This is a genomic window from Spiroplasma endosymbiont of Zeiraphera isertana (genome assembly GCF_964030805.1).
Lineage (GTDB): Bacteria > Bacillota_I > Bacilli_A > Mycoplasmatales > VBWQ01 > Spiroplasma_E.
In genome coordinates this window covers 766,085-785,568 of record NZ_OZ034965.1, presented here as the reverse complement: position 1 = coordinate 785,568, position 19,484 = coordinate 766,085, and the positions used below count along the sequence as shown (strand labels likewise).

The window sequence follows — 19,484 nt, the reverse complement described above, 5'->3', positions numbered from 1 at the left end:
TGATTCAAGTCAAAGTACTCAAAAACATAATATTAAAATTAGCACAAAAGATATAACAGAAGCGATTGATAATTCTGCTAAAATTGATAATAATTTTTCTGTAAGTGGTTTTATGTGACATTCATATATTAATTCATCTGTTTTTATTTGACATGATTCTTCTGGTATTTACATTAAATTTTGAATTGGTGAAGATTCATTTTTTTATAATGATAGTCTTATTTTTTCTATAGTATTAGATAAAGCTACTTTTAATAATTCAATGAATAGTTAGTTTATATTAAAAGAATGCAAATTTGAAAAATATTTATTTAAGTATAAAGGATATTGAATTAAAAATGCTGGTAATTGTCCAGCATTTTTAAAGTTATATTTGATAATAAACTATATTAGAAAATTAAACTATTATTTATTCAAACTCTGATTTAGGAAATACATATTTATCGATAGCTTTTGCAACACCACCACAAGTATTTTTACTAGTAACATCATATGCTATTTCTTTTAAATTAGGATGAGCATTTTGCATTGCAATACCATATTTAGCCCATTTTATTAATTTATAATCATTCATACCATCACCACAAGCTAGTACTTGGTCAGGGGTAATATTTCATTTTTTGCATAAAAATTGTACAGCAGCAGCTTTATTAACACCAATTGGATTAATTTCAATAACACTATGAGAAGAAGTAGCAAGTTCTAAATCTTTTATAGTATTTAATTGTTCTAAAATTGGATTAACTTGTTTTTTCTTTTTACAAAATAATAAAATTTTATACATACCCTCATCGGTATTCTCATCAATTTTTTTAGTTGGTAGGTTATTAAAATTTTCCATAATTTTAACTTTTAGTGATCTGCGATTAATTAAGCCTGTTTTATTATCGGTACTATATCCTCACATTGCTAAATTATTTTTATTAGCAAATTTAACTATTGTTTGTATTTGTTCTTTTGTTAATGATTTTTCATACAATATATCTAATCTATTATCATTAGTAATATCAAGGATGTTACCACCATTATAACAAATAATATGACGGGTTTTTTCATGCATTAAACATGATTTTGCAATATCAATGGTTGAACTTGGCGCTCTTCCTGTTGCAATAATAACTTTAATATTTTTTTGATATGCTTTTTGAATTGCAATTAGATTTTTAGGATGAATTTTTCATCTACTTTTCAATAAAGTTCCATCTAGATCAAGAACAATTAATTTAATAGCCATTATAAATACCTTATTTTCCTATTTCTTCGATAATATTAGTCATATCTTTTTCAGAAACTAAACCAAAAGTTTTTTTAACTTCTTTTCCTTCTTTATTAAAATAAATTAATGTTGGAATTGATTGGATTTCATAATCTTTTGCTAGTTCTTTAGCTTTGTCAACATCAACTTTAATAAAATTAATATTTTTGTGTTTTTCGTCATTAGCAACATTTTCAAATCTTGGCCCTAACATTTTACAAGGACCACATCATTCTGCTGAAAAATCAATTACTGTTATTTTTTTTGATTGTAAAAGTTGCTCAACTTCTTTTATAGAATTAATATGTTGTATTTTGCTTTCATTATGCATGTGTTCACTACCTTTTCTTTTAATTTATTTTATGGTTTAATTCTATCATTAGTTTTAATTTTTAAAACATTAAACGATAAAATATTTTTTTTAATTTTAGTTATTACTATATAAAAATTTATAATTTTTTTAGAATAAATTCATAAGAAAATTGTAAATTATTTTTTTTAAAATTAAAGAAATATCTTTTCAATTTTAGAATATATCTGTTATAATCTGAAATATATAGGTTAGGACTAAACAATTTGAGAAAGGGATAAATAAATTATTAGTACATTTTATAAAACTGTTTAATAAATAAATGTAAATGAATTTTAAAAGGTGTAGAGTTAATATTTATTTATGGTATTTCAAAAAAATAGTTTGGTAGAAAGTTATTTTTTAATTTTTAATATTATTTATTTTTCCACAAAAACAAAAATTGTAAAAACCTATGTGTTAAAGTATGTTTATATTAAGTTTTTAAGAGCAGGTTATTTGGGTTACTATAATTTATGCATCCTTTTAGAAGGAGAGTAAAAAAAATGTCTGTTTTTAATAGACTTGCATGTGTTTTTAAGCCACCTGCAAAAAAAGAAATTTTTAGTGAAGACTTAAAGCAAGTTAATAAAAAATTTATTATTTTACGTAATCAAGTTTTTGGTTTTAGCATTTTATCATATATTCTTTACTACTTTACTCGTCAAGCGTATACAGTAGCGGGTTCTGCTTTAGAAAGCAATGGTAGCATAACTAAAATGGAGTATGCTTTAATGGGAACAATTTTTGCCGTTGTTTATGGTGGTGCTAAATTTATTGTTGGAAATGTTGCTGACCGTAGTTCAGGAAGAGTAATCATGATTTTTGGATTATTTGTTTCTTCTATTTTAAATATTATTATGGGTGGTGTAGTTGCTTTTGCTGAAACTAAAATTAGTGTTGGCCCATTTGTAATGATGTTGAGTTTGATTGCGATGTTAGCTGTTTTCCAAGGCATGGGCTGACCAGCTACAGCTAGACTATTTTCTCATTGATTTACTGATAAAGAACGTTCGGGACGTATTGGAATTTGAAACTCAGGACAAAATATTGGTGCTGCTTTATTACCGGTTGTTGTTATTTCTTTAGTAACATTACTTGATCCGGGTGGAACAAGTTATGGTTTATATTTTTGAATTCCTAGTATTTTTGCTTTAGCTATGATTCCATTATGTTTATGAGGATTGCGTGATCGCCCCGAAGCAGAAGGGTTACCTACTGTTGAAAAATGAAAAGGTATTCTAGAACATAAAGAAGAAAGAGTAGAACTTAATTGAAAAGAAATTTTTGTAAAATATATTTTAAAAAATAAATTTTTATGAATATTAGCATTTGCTAATATTTGAGTATATGTTGTACGACAAGGACTGGCAGGATGAACATTAATTTTAATGAAAGATATTCATGGCTTAGATTTAAAACACAGTAAATGATTTGCTGCCTGTTTTGAATTATCTGGTTTATTTGGTGGTATTTTTGCAGCATATTTTGCTAAGTGATTTTTTAATAATCGTAAAGCACCATTAATGATATTTGGATTATTGATTGCACTTTGTGGACTAGTTTTATTGCAAGTTGCTCCTCGTGGTAATATGCCTATGCTTATTACTGCTTTAATGATTGCTGGTTTTGGTATTTATATGCCACAAGCGATGATTGGTGCTACTGCTATTGAACTAACAAATAAGAAAGCAGCTGCTGCTGCTTCAGGATTTACAGGATTATCTGGTTATTTTCTTGGTGATGCTCTTTTTTCAAAAGTAGTAATTGCTGGTATTGGTAATGAAAACTGAGATTATGTATTTTATTACTTTTATGGTTGTATTGCTGCCGCTATTATTTCATTAGCTTTACTATGAACAAAAAATCAAGATAATAAAATATTATAAAAATATTATTAGATTAGCACCATAATAAGGGTGCTAATTTTTTTATTTAAAATGATATTTTAATAATAAAATTAATAAAATTTTATTGATTTTCAAAGTTACGGTGTTATAATAAATTTAAGACACACAAAATTATTGGTTATTAGCCTACTAGTATTATTTTTTATTTTTACTAAGTAGTTTTTTTATGTTTTTTTGTAATGTCTTATAAAAAGGAAAAATATATTAGACTTGGTGCAAAACCTTTAATTTTAACAATTTAACGATTATTATTAATATTAAAGGTGATAGTTATTATGTTGAAAAAATATAAAGATGATCAAGAATTTTATAGTTTAGTCGGCATAAAGACACAAACATTTTATAAAATGCTTGAAATTTTAAAAATTGCTGAGTCTAAACAAAATATTATGGTGGTAGAAAAAATAAAATTGTAATTGAAGAGCGTTTATTAATGACTTTAGAATATTGAAAAGACTATAGTAGTTATAGAGTTATTGCAAAAAGATATAATATTAGTCATACTAGTTGCATTCGTAATATTTTTTGAATTGAAAATATTTTAATAAAAAGCGGAATTTTTAATTTACCTGGAAAAAAAGATTTAACAAAAAATAAAGGTACTAATAATAATTTGTTAGCTATTGATGCTACTGAAACTCCAATTGAAAGAATTAAAAAAAACTAAAATTACTTTTTTCAGGTAAAAAGAAACATCATTCTCTCAAATCCCAAATAATTATTGATATTTCCAATGGAAAAATTATTTCAACTGCTTTTTGTTTCGGAAGCATTCATGATTTTAAATTGCTTCTAAAATCTAAAACTTTTATTCATCCAGAAAAACAAGTTTTTGTTGATTCAGGTTATCAAGGTATACAAAATATTCATAAAAATACATTTTTGCCATTTAAAAAAAGTAAATACAATCAATTAACACCAATTCAAAAAGAATACAATAAAACTTTAAGTAAAATTAGAATTAAAATTGAACACGTATTTGCTAAACTAAAACGTTTTAAAATTTTAAGTTTAAAATATCGCAATAAAATACGAAGATTTGCATTAAGATTTAATTTAATAGCAGGAATATATAATTTTGAATTACCTTAGTTTTGCACCAAGTCTATTGTTATTTTTAAATAAATCTAGTTATATATTCTTATTTTTTATTTAATGAAATTACAATAGACTTGGTGCAAAACCTTTAATTTTCACAATTTAAAGATTATTATTAATATTAAAGGTGATAGTTATTATGTTGAAAAAATATAAAGATGATCAAGAATTTTATAGTTTAGTCGGCATAAAGCCACAAACATTTTATAAAATGCTTGAAATTTTAAAAATTGCTGAGTCTAAACAAAAATATTATGGTGGTAGAAAAAATAAAATTGTAATTGAAGAGCGTTTATTAATGACTTTAGAATATTGAAAAGACTATAGTAGTTATAGAGTTATTGCAAAAAGATATAATATTAGTCATACTAGTTGCATTCGTAATATTTTTTGAATTGAAAATATTTTAATAAAAAGCGGAATTTTTAATTTACCTGGAAAAAAATATTTAACAAAAAATAAAGGTACTAATAATAATTTGTTAGCTATTGATGCTACTGAAACTCCAATTGAAAGAATTAAAAAAAACTAAAATTACTTTTTTCAGGTAAAAAGAAACATCATTCTCTCAAATCCCAAATAATTATTGATATTTCCAATGGAAAAATTATTTCAACTGCTTTTTGTTTTGGAAGCATTCATGATTTTAAATTGCTTCTAAAATCTAAAACTTTTATTCATCCAGAAAAACAAGTTTTTGTTGATTCAGGTTATCAAGGTATACAAAATATTCATAAAAATACATTTTTGCCATTTAAAAAAAGTAAATACAATCAATTAACACCAATTCAAAAAGAATACAATAAAACTTTAAGTAAAATTAGAATTAAAATTGAACACGTATTTTCTAAACTAAAACGTTTTAAAATTTTAAGTTTAAAATATCGCAATAAAATACGAAGATTTGCATTAAGATTTAATTTAATAGCAGGAATATATAATTTGGAATTACCTTAGTTTTGCACCAAGTCTAATAAAAAAATGTGAAAATGATAAACTCTCATATTCAATAAAATCACGACGTAATAACGGATATGATGTAATTAATATTTGGTAATTTTTATAATTTTTTAAAATTTCTTTACGTATTTGTTTAGTTCCATCAACAATAATTTTTTTTAATTGTGGGGCAAACTTTTTAAATTCATTTTTTCAATTATAAATAATCGAAGCAGGAGCGATAATGAGGATTGGCTCCATATGTGAATTTAACTCATATTCTTTAACAATATAACTAATGGTTTGTAAAGTTTTCCCAAGACCCATTTCATCAGCTAAAATACCACCAAAACCAAATAATGCTAATGTTTTTAATCATTTATGTCCTTTAATTTGATAATCACGAAGAACGGTATTTAATGAAGATGAAACAGTAATATTATTATCATTAAAATTTGTAATTTTTGTAATTAACTCAGTAAAGTATAAACTCTTATTAAGAGATACATCTTTAAAATTAGAAAGTTCTTCATTCAAAAAAGGAGCATGATATTTCGGAATTAAAAATTTACCAGTTGCAAAATTTTCTAATGGTATGTCAAATTTATCTGATAATTTAACGAAGTTTATTAATGTTTTATTTTGTAAATCAACAATATTACCATTTTCTAAACGGTGATATTTTTTTTCATTTTTTATTGAAATAAAAATTGATTTAAGTTCATCTTGTGTAATATTTTCTAAACTAAAATTAAATTCTAAAAGTTGTTGATTTTCATTAATACTAATATTTGAACTATTAATTTTTGTTTTTATTAATCGCACATTTTGAAAATTTTCAGTATAATAAATAATTGATTGCTGTTCTATTACAGATAAAAGGTTAGATACCAATTTAATAATTGATTCTAAATCATTTAATACCAATTTATCACCAATTTTTTCAAAAGGTAGTGTAGAAAAAAGATATAAATAATTTTTCTCTTTTATGTAATCGCGAAGAACAATTTTATTTGGATTACTACTACTATCATTAATATCAAAAATAATATCATCATATTTGAAAACAGATTTTAAAATAACATATTCTCCGTCAAAATCAAAATAACTTTCAATAATTAGTTTAGTATTAATAATATTATTAGTGATTATTGGATCAATAACAATATTATTATGTTTTAATAACGGTGAAATTATATATTAGACTTGGTGCAAAACCTTTAATTTTAACAATTTAACGATTATTATTAATATTAAAGGTGATAGTTATTATGTTGAAAAAATATAAAGATGATCAAGAATTTTATAGTTTAGTCGGCATAAAGCCACAAACATTTTATAAAATGCTTGAAATTTTAAAAATTGCTGAGTCTAAACAAAAATATTATGGTGGTAGAAAAAATAAAATTGTAATTGAAGAGCGTTTATTAATGACTTTAGAATATTGAAAAGACTATAGTAGTTATATAGTTATTGCAAAAAAATATAATATTAGTCATACTAGTTGCATTCATAATATTTTTTGAATTGAAAATATTTTAATAAAAAGCGGAATTTTTAATTTACCTGGAAAAAAAGATTTAACAAAAAATAAAGGTACTAATAATAATTTTTTAGCTATTGATGCTACTGAAACTCCAATTGAAAGAATTAAAAAAAACTAAAATTACTTTTTTCAGGTAAAAAGAAACATCATTCTCTCAAATCCCAAATAATTATTGATATTTCCAATGGAAAAATTATTTCAACTGCTTTTTGTTTTGGAAACATTCATGATTTTAAATTGCTTCTAAAATCTAAAACTTTTATTCATCCAGAAAAACAAGTTTTTGTTGATTCGGGTTATCAAGGTATACAAAATATTAATAAAAATAAATTTTTGCCATTTAAAAAAAGTAAATACAATCAATTAACACCAATTCAAAAAGAATACAATAAAACTTTAAGTAAAATTAGAATTAAAATTGAACACGTATTTGCTAAACTAAAACGTTTTAAAATTTTAAGTTTAAAATATCGCAATAAAATACGAAGATTTGCATTAAGATTTAATTTAATAGCAGGAATATATAATTTTGAATTACCTTAGTTTTGCACCAAGTCTAATTTAAAAGTAAAATCAAGGAAAAAAGGAGAATTAAAATGCAAGATAGCAAAGAACTAATAAAAGATGTAGAAAATAAAAAAGAAGAAAAATGAAAAGAAATAAATAATTTTAAAAAATGAATTAAAACAAATTATAAAAAAACAATATTATGAACTGCTGTTATAACTGCACTTTTATTAAGTATAATGTCATATTATAAAACTTATAATTATAAATCATATTTAGGACATGACTATACAGTCTACTGGGGGGGCTGGCACAACTATATGGTCACATGAAACAAATAATGAACATAAAATACTTTTATATTTTGGAATTAAACCAGATGAAAGTTATGACATAAAATGAGATGGCATTTATCCAGATGGATATTTTGATAATTAAATTTCTATATTTATATAAGAAATATTTTCGTTATATTTATCAAATAAATTAATATTTTTTAAATTAATCTCTTGTTTATCAGTTATTAAAATTAATTCATAATTACCAGCACCAAATATACCACTAATTTCAATCCGATTTAAGTTATTAATCGGATTCTCAATTTGTAATTCAAATTCATTATTATTATCAATTTGTGAAATTTCTTTATAAAATTCTAGTTTTGAAAATAATTGCGATTTATTTGAACCATATAAATTTAAAGCATTTTCAATTTTATTATTACTAATAATTGCTCGTGAAAAATATTTTCCATATTCTCCATTTACTAGTGTCCAATCTGCTGGAATTAATGAAGGTATATTATTACTTTCTAATTCATTTGTAATAGATAATCAATTAAACTGATTATCATCTAGTTTGAATAATTCATTTTGACTAATATCATTATTTTTTGGTTTAATATTATTTATATCAGTAAAGTTAAAATATGGATATTTTAATATAACTTTTACATCTTTGAATTTTCAAATATCATCTTTACTAGGTTTTATTGGACTTGATTTTAATTCAAAATAATAAGGTAATAATATTTTATTATCATCATTTAATCCTTTATTAATTGATAATGATGAATAAATATATTTTGATAACATAATAAATATTTGTTTAAATATTTTAATTTGCAATAAGTTTATATAATTTGGATATTCAAACTCTCATTGTTTAAATAAATTAGTAATTATTTCATCGGGTTTTTGTCCAGAAAATGTATCACGTAATTCTGCCATTTTATTTTTTGCTTTATCTTTATCATCATATTCTGCACCATTAAAATTTCTATTATAGTTATATGTATAACTTAGCATATCTAATAATAGTTGTTGTAAACTATCATTAGTTGGTGCATCTTTAATTTCTATTTCAATATCATCAAATCTATTATTAGTTGCAACATATTGATAAAATTGACTTTCACCCGCAAAATTTCAAACTTCTTTATCTTTTAATTCTTTTTGTTTTTTTAATGGTCACTTACCATCTCAAACAGTTCCCATTTCATATCCTAATCAAGTATGTGTAACTCTTGCGTTTTGAATAACTTCTCTTCTTGTTTCAGTTCCAGTACTAATTTTAATCAAATCTAAAACTGATTTTTCTTGTCCTATAAATTTTTTTGCTAAATTTCAAGGTAATATTTGTTCACTAAATCATTGTTGTAATATTCTAACTTTTGGTTGAGTTTCAATAGGCATTGATAATAGCGGAAATGCTATCTTATCTTTAATAAATAATTTTGGGTATTTCCATATTATCAACTTCGCCAAGTACCTTTATATTGCCAAAAATCATGCTTCTAGGGGCTTTAATTTTTAAACCAATAACTTTTGTATCTTTATCTAATGGTTTTTGTAATTTAATAATGATTGGATAACCATCTCTTGTTTTAAAATCTTTAATTTTAATAATACTTTAATTGTAAAATTAAAAAGGAAACTTATATAAAAATTAAATTGTGTTAGTTCTATAATTAAGAAAAGAAAGGAATTAGCGCAATGTATAAGTATCTGAGTATTGAATCAATAATAGCAATAAAAGAATATAAAAATTATGGATTTTCGATTCGTAAAATAGCAAAAATTGTTGATTAGACTTGGTGCAAAACCTTTAATTTTAACAATTTAACGATTATTATTAATATTAAAGGTGATAGTTATTATGTTGAAAAAATATAAAGATGATCAAGAATTTTATAGTTTAGTCGGCATAAAGCCACAAACATTTTATAAAATGCTTGAAATTTTAAAAATTGCTGAGTCTAAACAAAAATATTATGGTGGTAGAAAAAATAAAATTGTAATTGAAGAGCGTTTATTAATGACTTTAGAATATTGAAAAGACTATAGTAGTTATAGAGTTATTGCAAAAAGATATAATATTAGTCATACTAGTTGCATTCGTAATATTTTTTGAATTGAAAATATTTTAATAAAAAGCGGAATTTTTAATGGCTTTTCTCCCTTTATGTACTATTTTTAAATTTTATCACATAAATGCTGAGAAAAGCCTATCTACGGACTTCTCCCCACATTTTTAAATCGAACATAACATTACAGTTTCAAAACTAGGTATATTGTTGAATTTATATGCCGATTCTTTTGCATATAAATGAACATGATGTTTTTCAACTTTGATATGTATTTTAAATGTTCGTCTGATGTGCTTTCATGCCGATTCAATCTGGTTTATGTTTACACCAGTTTTTGAAACATAGCCATCTTGATGGTTAACTGTTTCATGCTTAGTGAAAACTGATTTAAAATGGCGATATCCTTTTCAAGAATCAGTATGTACATCACACTTTGAAGAAATGTGGTTTCTTGCAAATTGCAAAAGATTTTTTTGATTTGCATTTTTCAACACTTTCACAATTAAATTATTGGTTGTTTTTTCATAAATCCCAACAATCAAAGTTTTATTTTTTAAGGATCTTCCTTGTTTTTTAAAACCCATATGTGAAAGATACATTTCATCCATTTGCACTATGCCCTCAACAATGAATTGAGGTTCTTGTTTTGCAATTGCACTTCGAATTTTATGACCCATTCTTCAAGAAGTTTTCAAAGTTACTCCCAATTCTTTTGCAACATCAGTTGATGGAATTCCATGTTTGGTGTTTATTCATCTAAAGATGAGATAAAACCAAGATGTCAAAGTTTTTTGTGACTTGTAAAAAATGGTGTCATGAAGAATACTAAATGTTTGATGACATTTCAAACATATTATTCTTCTTAAATCAGAAGTATTCAAATTTGTTCAAGAACACCTCATACATTTGTTTTCCTTCAAACTTGCTATATATTTCAAACAATCTTTTTCTGTTTGAAATATATTGTTGAACTCATTCAATTTCATTGTTTCCTCCACAAGTACATGTGGGGAGAAGTCCGTTTTTAATTTACCTGGAAAAAAAGATTTAACAAAAAATAAAGGTACTAATAATAATTTGTTAGCTATTGATGATACTGAAAATCCAATTGAAAGAATAGACTTGGTGCAAAACTAAGGTAATTCAAAATTATATATTCCTGCTATTAAATTAAATCTTAATGCAAATCTTCGTATTTTATTGCGATATTTTAAACTTAAAATTTTAAAACGTTTTAGTTTAGCAAATACGTGTTCAATTTTAATTCTAATTTTACTTAAAGTTTTATTGTATTCTTTTTGAATTGGTGTTAATTGATTGTATTTACTTTTTTTAAATGGCAAAAATGTATTTTTATGAATATTTTGTATACCTTGATAACCTGAATCAACAAAAACTTGTTTTTCTGGATGAATAAAAGTTTTAGATTTTAGAAGCAATTTAAAATCATGAATGCTTCCAAAACAAAAAGCAGTTGAAATAATTTTTCCATTGGAAATATCAATCATTATTTGGGATTTGAGAGAATGATGTTTCTTTTTACCTGAAAAAAGTAATTTTAGTTTTTTTTAATTCTTTCAATTGGAGTTTCAGTAGCATCAATAGCTAACAAATTATTATTAGTACCTTTATTTTTTGTTAAATCTTTTTTTCCAGGTAAATTAAAAATTCCGCTTTTTATTAAAATATTTTCAATTCAAAAAATATTACGAATGCAACTAGTATGACTAATATTATATCTTTTTGCAATAACTCTATAACTACTATAGTCTTTTCAATATTCTAAAGTCATTAATAAACGCTCTTCAATTACAATTTTATTTTTTCTACCACCATAATATTTTTGTTTAGACTCAGCAATTTTTAAAATTTCAAGCATTTTATAAAATGTTTGTGGCTTTATGCCGACTAAACTATAAAATTCTTGATCAACTTTATATTTTTTCAACATAATAACTATCACCTTTAATATTAATAATAATCGTTAAATTGTTAAAATTAAAGGTTTTGCACCAAGTCTATTGTTCCTAAATATATTAAGTCTATTATTTCGCCTTTTATTTTTTTTAAAAGGCGTTCTAATTGAACTGGTAATAACCTAAATTTACTATTATTATCCTCAAAATTATAAAAATTAATAATGTTCCCATTAGGTAATTTCATATTAAATATTTCAAATTCATCATATAAAAAATTAACAATTTTTTGTAAATTAATAGATAATTTTTGTTCTTGTTTATTCAATGAAAAGCCATATTTTTTAAAAAATGTTTTTTGTTCAAAAATAGTAGGGCTAATATCAGTAATCAATTTAATAAATTCAAAAATATTTTTAACTTCAAATAATTGATTAATACCAACTTTAAGTTGTAATTTTGCTAATGACATATTTTCAATAATAATTCTAATATTACATTTTACTATTGGAATCATTGAATTTTCGTTTTGTTTTTCTTGGTTTTTAAAAAAAGAAATTAAATTTTTGTGTTCATTTTCTAAACCCGATCAAATTAAAAATTGATTGGATGATTTATGATAACAATAAATTAACGAAGCAATGATGTGTTTACAAGTTGCATTATTAATTTGAAAATACATGCAATCACAATATTTGTTAGTAAAATTAATATCACCATTATAAAAGTCAAAATATAAATTTACTTCATATTCTTCCTCACTTTGTGAAGATAATACTTCACATGCGATTATTAATGATTGATTTTTAGCATTATTATTTATCTTTTTGTTTATTAGTTTAATACTGTTATTTTTATACATAATTAAACCACGATTAAAAATAGAGTTTGAAACTTGTTCTTTAATAAATTCCAGATTAAATTTTGACATTATGTTTTCCTTAAATTAATATTTTTTCAATTATGTTTTAAAATTTTGTTACTGCATTATCAAATAATTTTTGAGAACACTTTCCACTTCAATAGACTTGGTGCAAAACCAAGGTAATTCCAAATTATATATTCCTGCTATTAAATTAAATCTTAATGCAAATCTTCGTATTTTATTGCGATATTTTAAACTTAAAATTTTAAAACGTTTTAGTTTAGCAAATACGTGTTCAATTTTAATTCTAATTTTACTTAAAGTTTTATTGTATTATTTTTGAATTGGTGTTAATTGATTGTATTTACTTTTTTTAAATGGCAAAAATGTATTTTTATGAATATTTTGTATACCTTGATAACTCTGGATGAATAAAAGTTTTAGATTTTAGAAGCAATTTAAAATCATGAATGCTTCCAAAAAAAAGCAGTTGAAATAATTTTTCCATTGGAAATATCAATAATTATTTGGGATTTGAGAGAATGATGTTTCTTTTTACCTGAAAAAAGTAATTTTAGTTTTTTTTAATTCTTTCAATTGGATTTTCAGTAGCATCAATAGCTAACAAATTATTATTAGTACCTTTATTTTTTGTTAAATCTTTTTTTCCAGGTAAATTAAAAATTCCGCTTTTTATTAAAATATTTTCAATTCAAAAAATATTACGAATGCAACTAGTATGACTAATATTATATCTTTTTGCAATAACTCTATAACTACTATAGTCTTTTCAATATTCTAAAGTCATTAATAAACGCTCTTCAATTACAATTTTATTTTTTCTACCACCATAATATTTTTGTTTAGACTCAGCAATTTTTAAAATTTCAAGCATTTTATAAAATGTTTGTGGCTTTATGCCGACTAAACTATAAAATTCTTGATCATCTTTATATTTTTTCAACATAATAACTATCACCTTTAATATTAATAATAATCGTTAAATTGTTAAAATTAAAGGTTTTGCACCAAGTCTAATATATTATTTATGGAGTTTTTCTTTTACATATTGATAGAAAAATGAAATTTAGTTGATTCAATTATTCTTTGTAAGTAAAACAATAATTTCTTTATATATAAAAAATATATAAAAAATATATATTATGAACTTTTAGTTTTAATTTAAATAGTTCTATTAAAAAGAGATATTGGAATAAAATCAAGAAATATAAGCGAATTGAATTAATATAGAAACATATAAATAGAACATTTAACATAAATATTAAAATTTCAAAATAAAACCTATATTTCTTTAAAAAGAAAATGAAAATATTGTGTTAATTTTAAAATATGTTTAAAAAATCTTTGGAAACTTTTCTCAATCTTTATGCAATAAAATTTTAATTATACATAATAGAGAAAACGTGTTATTAATATAAGTTTAAAAAGGAAAGAAGCAAAGACAAATGTGTCCAATAAATGATAATAGTGCCAGTATAAGAAATCAAAATATGGAATCTTTAGTGGTAGGAATAGAAAATAATAATGAAATAGTTATTACTAAAACTAAAAAAATTATTGCAGAACTTGCAAATATTAATTTAAGAATTCGTTATTATACCAATTACATTAATCAATATTGAAATAGTGATGAACAAAAATATAAAAATAAGGTAAGAATATATTTTAATGATTTAGGAGAAATTTATGAAAATTTACCAAAATTTATTAAAAAAGAAAGTGAAATAAGTTCAAATAATTGTTGTTGAAAAACTATTGAATATTTATCTTCTCCAATTGTATTGTTAACAGGTATTTCAATTAGAGTAGCACAAAGATATTTTTCAATAGCTGTAGTATCAGAAAAGTCTTTTAATTTTCACAAAAAATCTTGATATTACTTTTAATTTTAAATTAAAAGTAATATTTTTATATCAGGGGTGATTTTTTGTGACTAATAATGAATTAATTGATGTTTTAAAAAACAAAAAAGATGAAGAATTTATAAAAATTATTAGACATTTTAAAAATAGAATTAAACAAATTGAGAAAAAAGAAAAATTAGATGCAATTGATAAAAAATTTAAAGAAAAAGGAATTCAATGTCCAAATTGTAAATCTTATTGATGTGTAAAAAATGGTTTTAAGAATAATAAGCAAAAATATTTATGCAAAGATTGTAAAAGTAGCTTTGATGCTTTAAGAAATCATTTTTTACATTGAAGTCATTTATCTCATGAACAATGAGATTGAATAATTTGATTGTCATTGTTAGGTCAATCTGCTTATACTATTTCTCAATTTGCTAAAATTTCAAAAACATCAGCATGATTTAATCGTCAAAAATTTATGAAATCATCACAATTAGCAAAAACACAAAAACCATTCACAAAATTAAAAGGTAGAATTGAAATTGATGAAACTTTTATCAAAGAAATTCATAAAGGAAATTTCAAAAATCCAGATGATCCAAGAAAAAAACGAATTGAAGAAAATGCTAAAGATTTAAACTGTTGTATTGAAATGGCAATTGATGAAAATAAAAATATTTATGCTCAAACAACAAATACTAAAAGATTAACAAAAAAATGAGTACAAGAAAATTTAACATCTAAGCTTATCGAAGAAAAATCAATTATAGTTTGTGATATGCAAATACTATATGATACAGTAGCTAAACAAACAAAATGTACTCTCAAGAAATTTAAATCAAAAGAAAATAAAGAATTAAATTAGACTTGGTGCAAAACTAAGGTAATTCAAAATTATATATTCCTGCTATTAAATTAAATCTTAATGCAAATCTTCGTATTTTATTGCGATATTTTAAACTTAAAATTTTAAAACGTTTTAGTTTAGCAAATACGTGTTCAATTTTAATTCTAATTTTACTTAAAGTTTTATTGTATTCTTTTTGAATTGGTGTTAATTGATTGTATTTACTTTTTTTAAATGGCAAAAATGTATTTTTATGAATATTTTGTATACCTTGATAACCTGAATCAACAAAAACTTGTTTTTCTGGATGAATAAAAGTTTTAGATTTTAGAAGCAATTTAAAATCATGAATGCTTCCAAAACAAAAAGCAGTTGAAATCATTTTTTCATTGGAAATATCAATAATTATTTGGGATTTGAGAGAATGATGTTTATTTTTACCTGAAAAAAGTAATTTTAGTTTTTTTTAATTCTTTCAATTGGAGTTTCAGTAGCATCAATAGCTAACAAATTATTATTAGTACCTTTATTTTTTGTTAAATCTTTTTTTCCAGGTAAATTAAAAATTCCGCTTTTTATTAAAATATTTTCAATTCAAAAAATATTACGAATGCAACTAGTATGACTAATATTATATCTTTTTGCAATAACTCTATAACTACTATAGTCTTTTCAATATTCTAAAGTCATTAATAAACGCTCTTCAATTACAATTTTATTTTTTCTACCACCATAATATTTTTGTTTAGACTCAGCAATTTTTAAAATTTCAAGCATTTTATAAAATGTTTGTGGCTTTATGCCGACTAAACTATAAAATTCTTGATCATCTTTATATTTTTTCAACATAATAACTATCACCTTTAATATTAATAATAATCGTTAAATTGTTAAAATTAAAGGTTTTGCACCAAGTCTATTATAAAAATTTAAGTAATATCAGTAAAATACAATCAAGTTTAAAAGAATTTATTACTCATTATCATGGCATTGGATTTACCAATATTCAAAATTACCTCAATTTATGAAAATTTAAATACCAACATTATAAAATATCACCTTATGCAAAATCTGAAGCATTATATTTCAGTTTGTAAAAAAAATAAATCCCAAAATTAAATAAAATCAAATTTTAGGCCGGGTTGATGATTTTTTTTATTTCATCAAGAGTTTTTTTGAAAATTAAAAGAAAAGTCTTTTAATTTTCACAAAAAATCTTGATATTACTTTTAATTTAAAATTAAAAGTAATATTTTTATATCAGGGGTGATTTTTTGTGACTAATAATGAATTAATTGATGTTTTAAAAAACAAAAAAGATGAAGAATGTATAAAAATTATTAGACATTTTAAAAATAGAATTAAACAAATTGAGAAAAAAGAAAAATTAGATGCAATTGATAAAAAATTTAAAGAAAAAGGAATTCAATGTCCAAATTGTAAATCTTATTGATGTGTAAAAAATGGTTTTAAGAATAATAAGCAAAAATATCTTTTAATTTTCAAAAAAACTCTTGATGAAATAAAAAAAATCATCAACCCGGCCTAAAATTTGATTTTATTTAATTTTGGGATTTATTTTTTTTACAAACTGAAATATAATGCTTCAGATTTTGCATAAGGTGATATTTTATAATGTTGGTATTTAAATTTTCATAAATTGAGGTAATTTTGAATATTGGTAAATCCAATGCCATGATAATGAGTAATAAATTCTTTTAAACTTGATTGTATTTTACTGATATTACTTAAATTTTTATAATTTAATTCTTTATTTTCTTTTGATTTAAATTTCTTGAGAGTACATTTTGTTTGTTTAGCTACTGTATCATATAGTATTTGCATATCACAAACTATAATTGATTTTTCTTCGATAAGCTTAGATGTTAAATTTTCTTGTACTCATTTTTTTGTTAATCTTTTAGTATTTGTTGTTTGAGCATAAATATTTTTATTTTCATCAATTGCCATTTCAATACAACAGTTTAAATCTTTAGCATTTTCTTCAATTCATTTTTTTCTTGGATCATCTGGATTTTTGAAATTTCCTTTATGAATTTCTTTGATAAAAGTTTCATCAATTTCAATTCTACCTTTTAATTTTGTGAATGGTTTTTGTGTTTTTGCTAATTGTGATGATTTCATAAATTTTTGACGATTAAATCATGCTGATGTTTTTGAAATTTTAGCAAATTGAGAAATAGTATAAGCAGATTGACCCAACAATGACAATCAAATTATTCAATCTCATTGTTCATGAGATAAATGACTTCAATGTAAAAAATGATTTCTTAAAGCATCAAAGCTACTTTTACAATCTTTGCATAAATATTTTTGCTTATTATTCTTAAAACCATTTTTTACACATCAATAAGATTTACAATTTGGACATTGAATTCCTTTTTCTTTAAATTTTTTATCAATTGCATCTAATTTTTCTTTTTTCTCAATTTGTTTAATTCTATTTTTAAAATGTCTAATAATTTTTATAAATTCTTCGTCTTTTTTGTTTTTTAAAACATCAATTAATTCATTATTAGTCACAAAAAATCACCCCCGATATAAAAATATTACTTTTAATTTAAAATTAAAAGTAATATCAAGATTTTTTGTGAAAATTAAAAAAAATATCTATAATCTTTGCATAGATATTTTTGCTTAAAGTTTTATTGTATTCTTTTTGAATTGGTGTTAATTGATTGTATTTACTTTTTTTAAATGGCAAAAATGTATTTTTATGAATATTTTGTATACCTTGATAACCTGAATCAACAAAAACTTGTTTTTCTGGATGAATAAAAGTTTTAGATTTTAGAAGCAATTTAAAATCATGAATGCTTCCAAAACAAAAAGCAGTTGAAATAATTTTTCCATTGGAAATATCAATAATTATTTGGGATTTGAGAGAATGATGTTTCTTTTTACCTGAAAAAAGTAATTTTAGTTTTTTTTAATTCTTTCAATTGGAGTTTCAGTAGCATCAATAGCTAACAAATTATTATTAGTACCTTTATTTTTTGTTAAATCTTTTTTTCCAGGTAAATTAAAAATTCCGCTTTTTATTAAAATATTTTCAATTCAAAAAATATTACGAATGCAACTAGTATGACTAATATTATATCTTTTTGCAATAACTCTATAACTACTATAGTCTTTTCAATATGCTAAAGTCATTAATAAACGCTCTTCAATTACAATTTTATTTTTTCTACCACCATAATATTTTTGTTTAGACTCAGCAATTTTTAAAATTTCAAGCATTTTATAAAATGTTTGTGGCTTTATGCCGACTAAACTATAAAATTCTTGATCATCTTTATATTTTTTCAACATAATAACTATCACCTTTAATATTAATAATAATCGTTAAATTGTTAAAATTAAAGGTTTTGCACCAAGTCTATTGAAGAAAATGCTAAAGATTTAAACTGTTGTATTGAAATGGCAATTGATGAAAATAAAAATATTGATGCTCAAACAACAAATACTAAAAGATTAACAAAAAAATGAGTACAAGAAAATTTGACATCTAAGCTTATCGAAGAAAAATCAATTATAGTTTGTGATATGCAAATACTATATGATACAGTAGCTAAACAAACAAAATGTACTCTCAAGAAATTTAAATCAAAAGAAAATAAAGAATTAAATTATAAAAATTTAAGTAATATCAGTAAAATACAATCAAGTTTAAAAGAATTTATTACTCATTATCATGGCATTGGATTTACCAATATTCAAAATTACCTCAATTTATGAAAATTTAAATACCAACATTATAAAATATCACCTTATGCAAAATCTGAAGCATTATATTTCAGTTTGTAAAAAAAATAAATCCCAAAATTAAATAAAATCAAATTTTAGGCCAGGTTGATGATTTTTTTTATTTCATCAAGAGTTTTTTTGAAAATGAAAAGAAAAGTCTATAATAGTTAAAACTTTTATAGAACAATTAGAAATATTAGGCAAAGGAATGTGAGAATCATTAAAAATTCCTGAAAATTATGCTA

General features: G+C 22.6%; 29 protein-coding genes and 1 pseudogene. 15 read left to right on the top strand and 15 right to left on the bottom strand.

The genetic code is table 4. The features are described from left to right. Positions 1-409 precede the first annotated feature (409 nt). Positions 410-1,234 carry an HAD family hydrolase gene (locus AAHM78_RS05410; protein ID WP_342254618.1) on the bottom strand — a complete coding sequence of 275 codons (825 nt, stop codon included), beginning with the start codon at positions 1,232-1,234 and terminating at the stop codon, positions 410-412. 10 nt (positions 1,235-1,244) lie between these two features. Beyond that, on the bottom strand, positions 1,245-1,586 hold the full coding sequence (gene trxA / locus AAHM78_RS05405) for a thioredoxin (RefSeq protein ID WP_199188855.1): 342 nt from the start codon (positions 1,584-1,586) through the stop codon (positions 1,245-1,247). A gap of 524 nt (positions 1,587-2,110) precedes the next feature. Here trxA and AAHM78_RS05400 point away from each other — a divergent pair. From AAHM78_RS05400 to AAHM78_RS05390, 5 genes and pseudogenes are all read left to right on the top strand, one after another. Beyond that, on the top strand, positions 2,111-3,493 hold the full coding sequence (locus AAHM78_RS05400) for an MFS transporter (protein WP_342254617.1): 1,383 nt from the start codon (positions 2,111-2,113) through the stop codon (positions 3,491-3,493). Positions 3,494-3,789: 296 nt separating this feature from the next. Continuing rightward, positions 3,790-3,930 (top strand): hypothetical protein, encoded by a 141-nt coding sequence (locus AAHM78_RS16795; RefSeq protein WP_342252928.1) that lies wholly within the window; start codon positions 3,790-3,792, stop codon positions 3,928-3,930. Positions 3,931-3,947: 17 nt separating this feature from the next. Then, positions 3,948-4,181 (top strand): transposase family protein, encoded by a 234-nt coding sequence (locus AAHM78_RS16790; RefSeq protein WP_342253542.1) that lies wholly within the window; start codon positions 3,948-3,950, stop codon positions 4,179-4,181. A 50-nt stretch (positions 4,182-4,231) separates the two neighbouring features. After that, complete coding sequence (locus tag AAHM78_RS16785) at positions 4,232-4,606, top strand: transposase family protein (protein WP_342254611.1); 375 nt, start codon at positions 4,232-4,234, stop codon at positions 4,604-4,606. Between the two features lie 145 nt (positions 4,607-4,751). Beyond that, positions 4,752-5,569 (top strand): annotated as a pseudogene (locus AAHM78_RS05390) (IS5 family transposase). Here AAHM78_RS05390 and AAHM78_RS05385 read toward each other — a convergent pair. Continuing rightward, the gene (locus AAHM78_RS05385; protein ID WP_342255048.1) at positions 5,561-6,736 is read right to left on the bottom strand and encodes an SNF2 helicase associated domain-containing protein; all 1,176 of its coding nucleotides are present in this window, start codon (positions 6,734-6,736) and stop codon (positions 5,561-5,563) included. The pseudogene AAHM78_RS05390 and the gene AAHM78_RS05385 sit on opposite strands and share 9 nt — an antisense overlap. Before the next feature lie 86 nt (positions 6,737-6,822). Between AAHM78_RS05385 and AAHM78_RS05380 the strand changes: the two genes are divergently transcribed. Genes AAHM78_RS05380 through AAHM78_RS05370 form a run of 3 tightly spaced genes read left to right on the top strand, consistent with a single transcriptional unit; the run spans position 6,823 to position 7,945 of the window. Beyond that, positions 6,823-7,215 carry a transposase family protein gene (locus AAHM78_RS05380; RefSeq protein WP_342254616.1) on the top strand — a complete coding sequence of 131 codons (393 nt, stop codon included), beginning with the start codon at positions 6,823-6,825 and terminating at the stop codon, positions 7,213-7,215. 50 nt (positions 7,216-7,265) lie between these two features. After that, positions 7,266-7,640 carry a transposase family protein gene (locus tag AAHM78_RS05375; protein ID WP_342255047.1) on the top strand — a complete coding sequence of 125 codons (375 nt, stop codon included), beginning with the start codon at positions 7,266-7,268 and terminating at the stop codon, positions 7,638-7,640. 53 nt (positions 7,641-7,693) lie between these two features. Beyond that, positions 7,694-7,945: a hypothetical protein gene (locus AAHM78_RS05370; protein WP_342254615.1), complete on the top strand. Its 252-nt coding sequence runs from the start codon at positions 7,694-7,696 to the stop codon at positions 7,943-7,945. A gap of 93 nt (positions 7,946-8,038) precedes the next feature. Here AAHM78_RS05370 and AAHM78_RS05365 read toward each other — a convergent pair whose 3' ends face one another. Beyond that, positions 8,039-9,298 (bottom strand): hypothetical protein, encoded by a 1,260-nt coding sequence (locus tag AAHM78_RS05365; protein ID WP_342254614.1) that lies wholly within the window; start codon positions 9,296-9,298, stop codon positions 8,039-8,041. A gap of 463 nt (positions 9,299-9,761) precedes the next feature. Here AAHM78_RS05365 and AAHM78_RS05360 point away from each other — a divergent pair, with 463 nt between their 5' ends. After that, the gene (locus tag AAHM78_RS05360) at positions 9,762-10,082 is read left to right on the top strand and encodes a transposase family protein (protein WP_342254613.1); all 321 of its coding nucleotides are present in this window, start codon (positions 9,762-9,764) and stop codon (positions 10,080-10,082) included. A 54-nt stretch (positions 10,083-10,136) separates the two neighbouring features. Here the strand turns inward: AAHM78_RS05360 and AAHM78_RS05355 are convergent, their stop codons facing one another. Beyond that, positions 10,137-10,958 carry an IS1595 family transposase gene (locus AAHM78_RS05355; protein ID WP_342254612.1) on the bottom strand — a complete coding sequence of 274 codons (822 nt, stop codon included), beginning with the start codon at positions 10,956-10,958 and terminating at the stop codon, positions 10,137-10,139. Between AAHM78_RS05355 and AAHM78_RS05350 the strand changes: the two genes are divergently transcribed. Then, positions 10,936-11,109, top strand: a complete 174-nt coding sequence (locus tag AAHM78_RS05350) for a hypothetical protein (protein WP_342253301.1) — start codon at positions 10,936-10,938, stop codon at positions 11,107-11,109. The genes AAHM78_RS05355 and AAHM78_RS05350 overlap by 23 nt on opposite strands. On the opposite strand, the gene AAHM78_RS05345 is transcribed toward AAHM78_RS05350, so the two are convergent. From AAHM78_RS05345 to AAHM78_RS05330, 5 genes are all read right to left on the bottom strand, one after another. Next, the gene (locus AAHM78_RS05345; RefSeq protein ID WP_342254611.1) at positions 11,106-11,480 is read right to left on the bottom strand and encodes a transposase family protein; all 375 of its coding nucleotides are present in this window, start codon (positions 11,478-11,480) and stop codon (positions 11,106-11,108) included. The two genes, AAHM78_RS05350 and AAHM78_RS05345, sit on opposite strands and share 4 nt — an antisense overlap. A gap of 50 nt (positions 11,481-11,530) precedes the next feature. Continuing rightward, complete coding sequence (locus AAHM78_RS05340) at positions 11,531-11,923, bottom strand: transposase family protein (RefSeq protein ID WP_342254610.1); 393 nt, start codon at positions 11,921-11,923, stop codon at positions 11,531-11,533. Between the two features lie 47 nt (positions 11,924-11,970). Continuing rightward, positions 11,971-12,819, bottom strand: coding sequence for an SWIM zinc finger family protein (locus AAHM78_RS05335; RefSeq protein ID WP_342254609.1), 849 nt, complete (start codon positions 12,817-12,819; stop codon positions 11,971-11,973). A gap of 48 nt (positions 12,820-12,867) precedes the next feature. Beyond that, positions 12,868-13,065: a hypothetical protein gene (locus AAHM78_RS16780; protein ID WP_425289791.1), complete on the bottom strand. Its 198-nt coding sequence runs from the start codon at positions 13,063-13,065 to the stop codon at positions 12,868-12,870. A 262-nt stretch (positions 13,066-13,327) separates the two neighbouring features. Beyond that, entirely contained in the window at positions 13,328-13,720 is a 393-nt protein-coding gene (locus AAHM78_RS05330) for a transposase family protein (RefSeq protein WP_342253972.1), read from the bottom strand. A gap of 499 nt (positions 13,721-14,219) precedes the next feature. On the opposite strand from AAHM78_RS05330, the gene AAHM78_RS05325 reads away from it, so the two are divergent. Continuing rightward, entirely contained in the window at positions 14,220-14,660 is a 441-nt protein-coding gene (locus AAHM78_RS05325) for a hypothetical protein (RefSeq protein WP_342254608.1), read from the top strand. Between the two features lie 43 nt (positions 14,661-14,703). Then, positions 14,704-15,489 (top strand): IS1/IS1595 family N-terminal zinc-binding domain-containing protein, encoded by a 786-nt coding sequence (locus AAHM78_RS05320; protein ID WP_342254607.1) that lies wholly within the window; start codon positions 14,704-14,706, stop codon positions 15,487-15,489. Positions 15,490-15,502: 13 nt separating this feature from the next. On the opposite strand, the gene AAHM78_RS05315 is transcribed toward AAHM78_RS05320, so the two are convergent. Both AAHM78_RS05315 and AAHM78_RS05310 read right to left on the bottom strand, forming a co-directional pair. After that, positions 15,503-15,868, bottom strand: coding sequence for a transposase family protein (locus AAHM78_RS05315; RefSeq protein WP_342255001.1), 366 nt, complete (start codon positions 15,866-15,868; stop codon positions 15,503-15,505). 59 nt (positions 15,869-15,927) lie between these two features. Further along, positions 15,928-16,320, bottom strand: a complete 393-nt coding sequence (locus AAHM78_RS05310; RefSeq protein WP_342252835.1) for a transposase family protein — start codon at positions 16,318-16,320, stop codon at positions 15,928-15,930. A 56-nt stretch (positions 16,321-16,376) separates the two neighbouring features. On the opposite strand from AAHM78_RS05310, the gene AAHM78_RS05305 reads away from it, so the two are divergent. Both AAHM78_RS05305 and AAHM78_RS05300 read left to right on the top strand, forming a co-directional pair. After that, positions 16,377-16,568, top strand: coding sequence for a hypothetical protein (locus tag AAHM78_RS05305; RefSeq protein ID WP_342253137.1), 192 nt, complete (start codon positions 16,377-16,379; stop codon positions 16,566-16,568). 179 nt (positions 16,569-16,747) lie between these two features. Continuing rightward, the gene (locus AAHM78_RS05300; protein ID WP_342254606.1) at positions 16,748-17,020 is read left to right on the top strand and encodes a hypothetical protein; all 273 of its coding nucleotides are present in this window, start codon (positions 16,748-16,750) and stop codon (positions 17,018-17,020) included. 35 nt (positions 17,021-17,055) lie between these two features. On the opposite strand, the gene AAHM78_RS05295 is transcribed toward AAHM78_RS05300, so the two are convergent. The 3 genes from AAHM78_RS05295 to AAHM78_RS05285 are packed head-to-tail and all read right to left on the bottom strand — an operon-like array spanning position 17,056 to position 18,804. Further along, positions 17,056-18,015 carry an IS1595 family transposase gene (locus tag AAHM78_RS05295; RefSeq protein WP_342252847.1) on the bottom strand — a complete coding sequence of 320 codons (960 nt, stop codon included), beginning with the start codon at positions 18,013-18,015 and terminating at the stop codon, positions 17,056-17,058. A 43-nt stretch (positions 18,016-18,058) separates the two neighbouring features. Continuing rightward, entirely contained in the window at positions 18,059-18,352 is a 294-nt protein-coding gene (locus AAHM78_RS05290) for a transposase family protein (RefSeq protein WP_342255046.1), read from the bottom strand. Between the two features lie 59 nt (positions 18,353-18,411). After that, the gene (locus AAHM78_RS05285) at positions 18,412-18,804 is read right to left on the bottom strand and encodes a transposase family protein (protein ID WP_342254605.1); all 393 of its coding nucleotides are present in this window, start codon (positions 18,802-18,804) and stop codon (positions 18,412-18,414) included. Positions 18,805-18,912: 108 nt separating this feature from the next. On the opposite strand from AAHM78_RS05285, the gene AAHM78_RS05280 reads away from it, so the two are divergent. Next, complete coding sequence (locus AAHM78_RS05280) at positions 18,913-19,299, top strand: hypothetical protein (RefSeq protein WP_342254604.1); 387 nt, start codon at positions 18,913-18,915, stop codon at positions 19,297-19,299. Positions 19,300-19,484 lie beyond the last annotated feature (185 nt).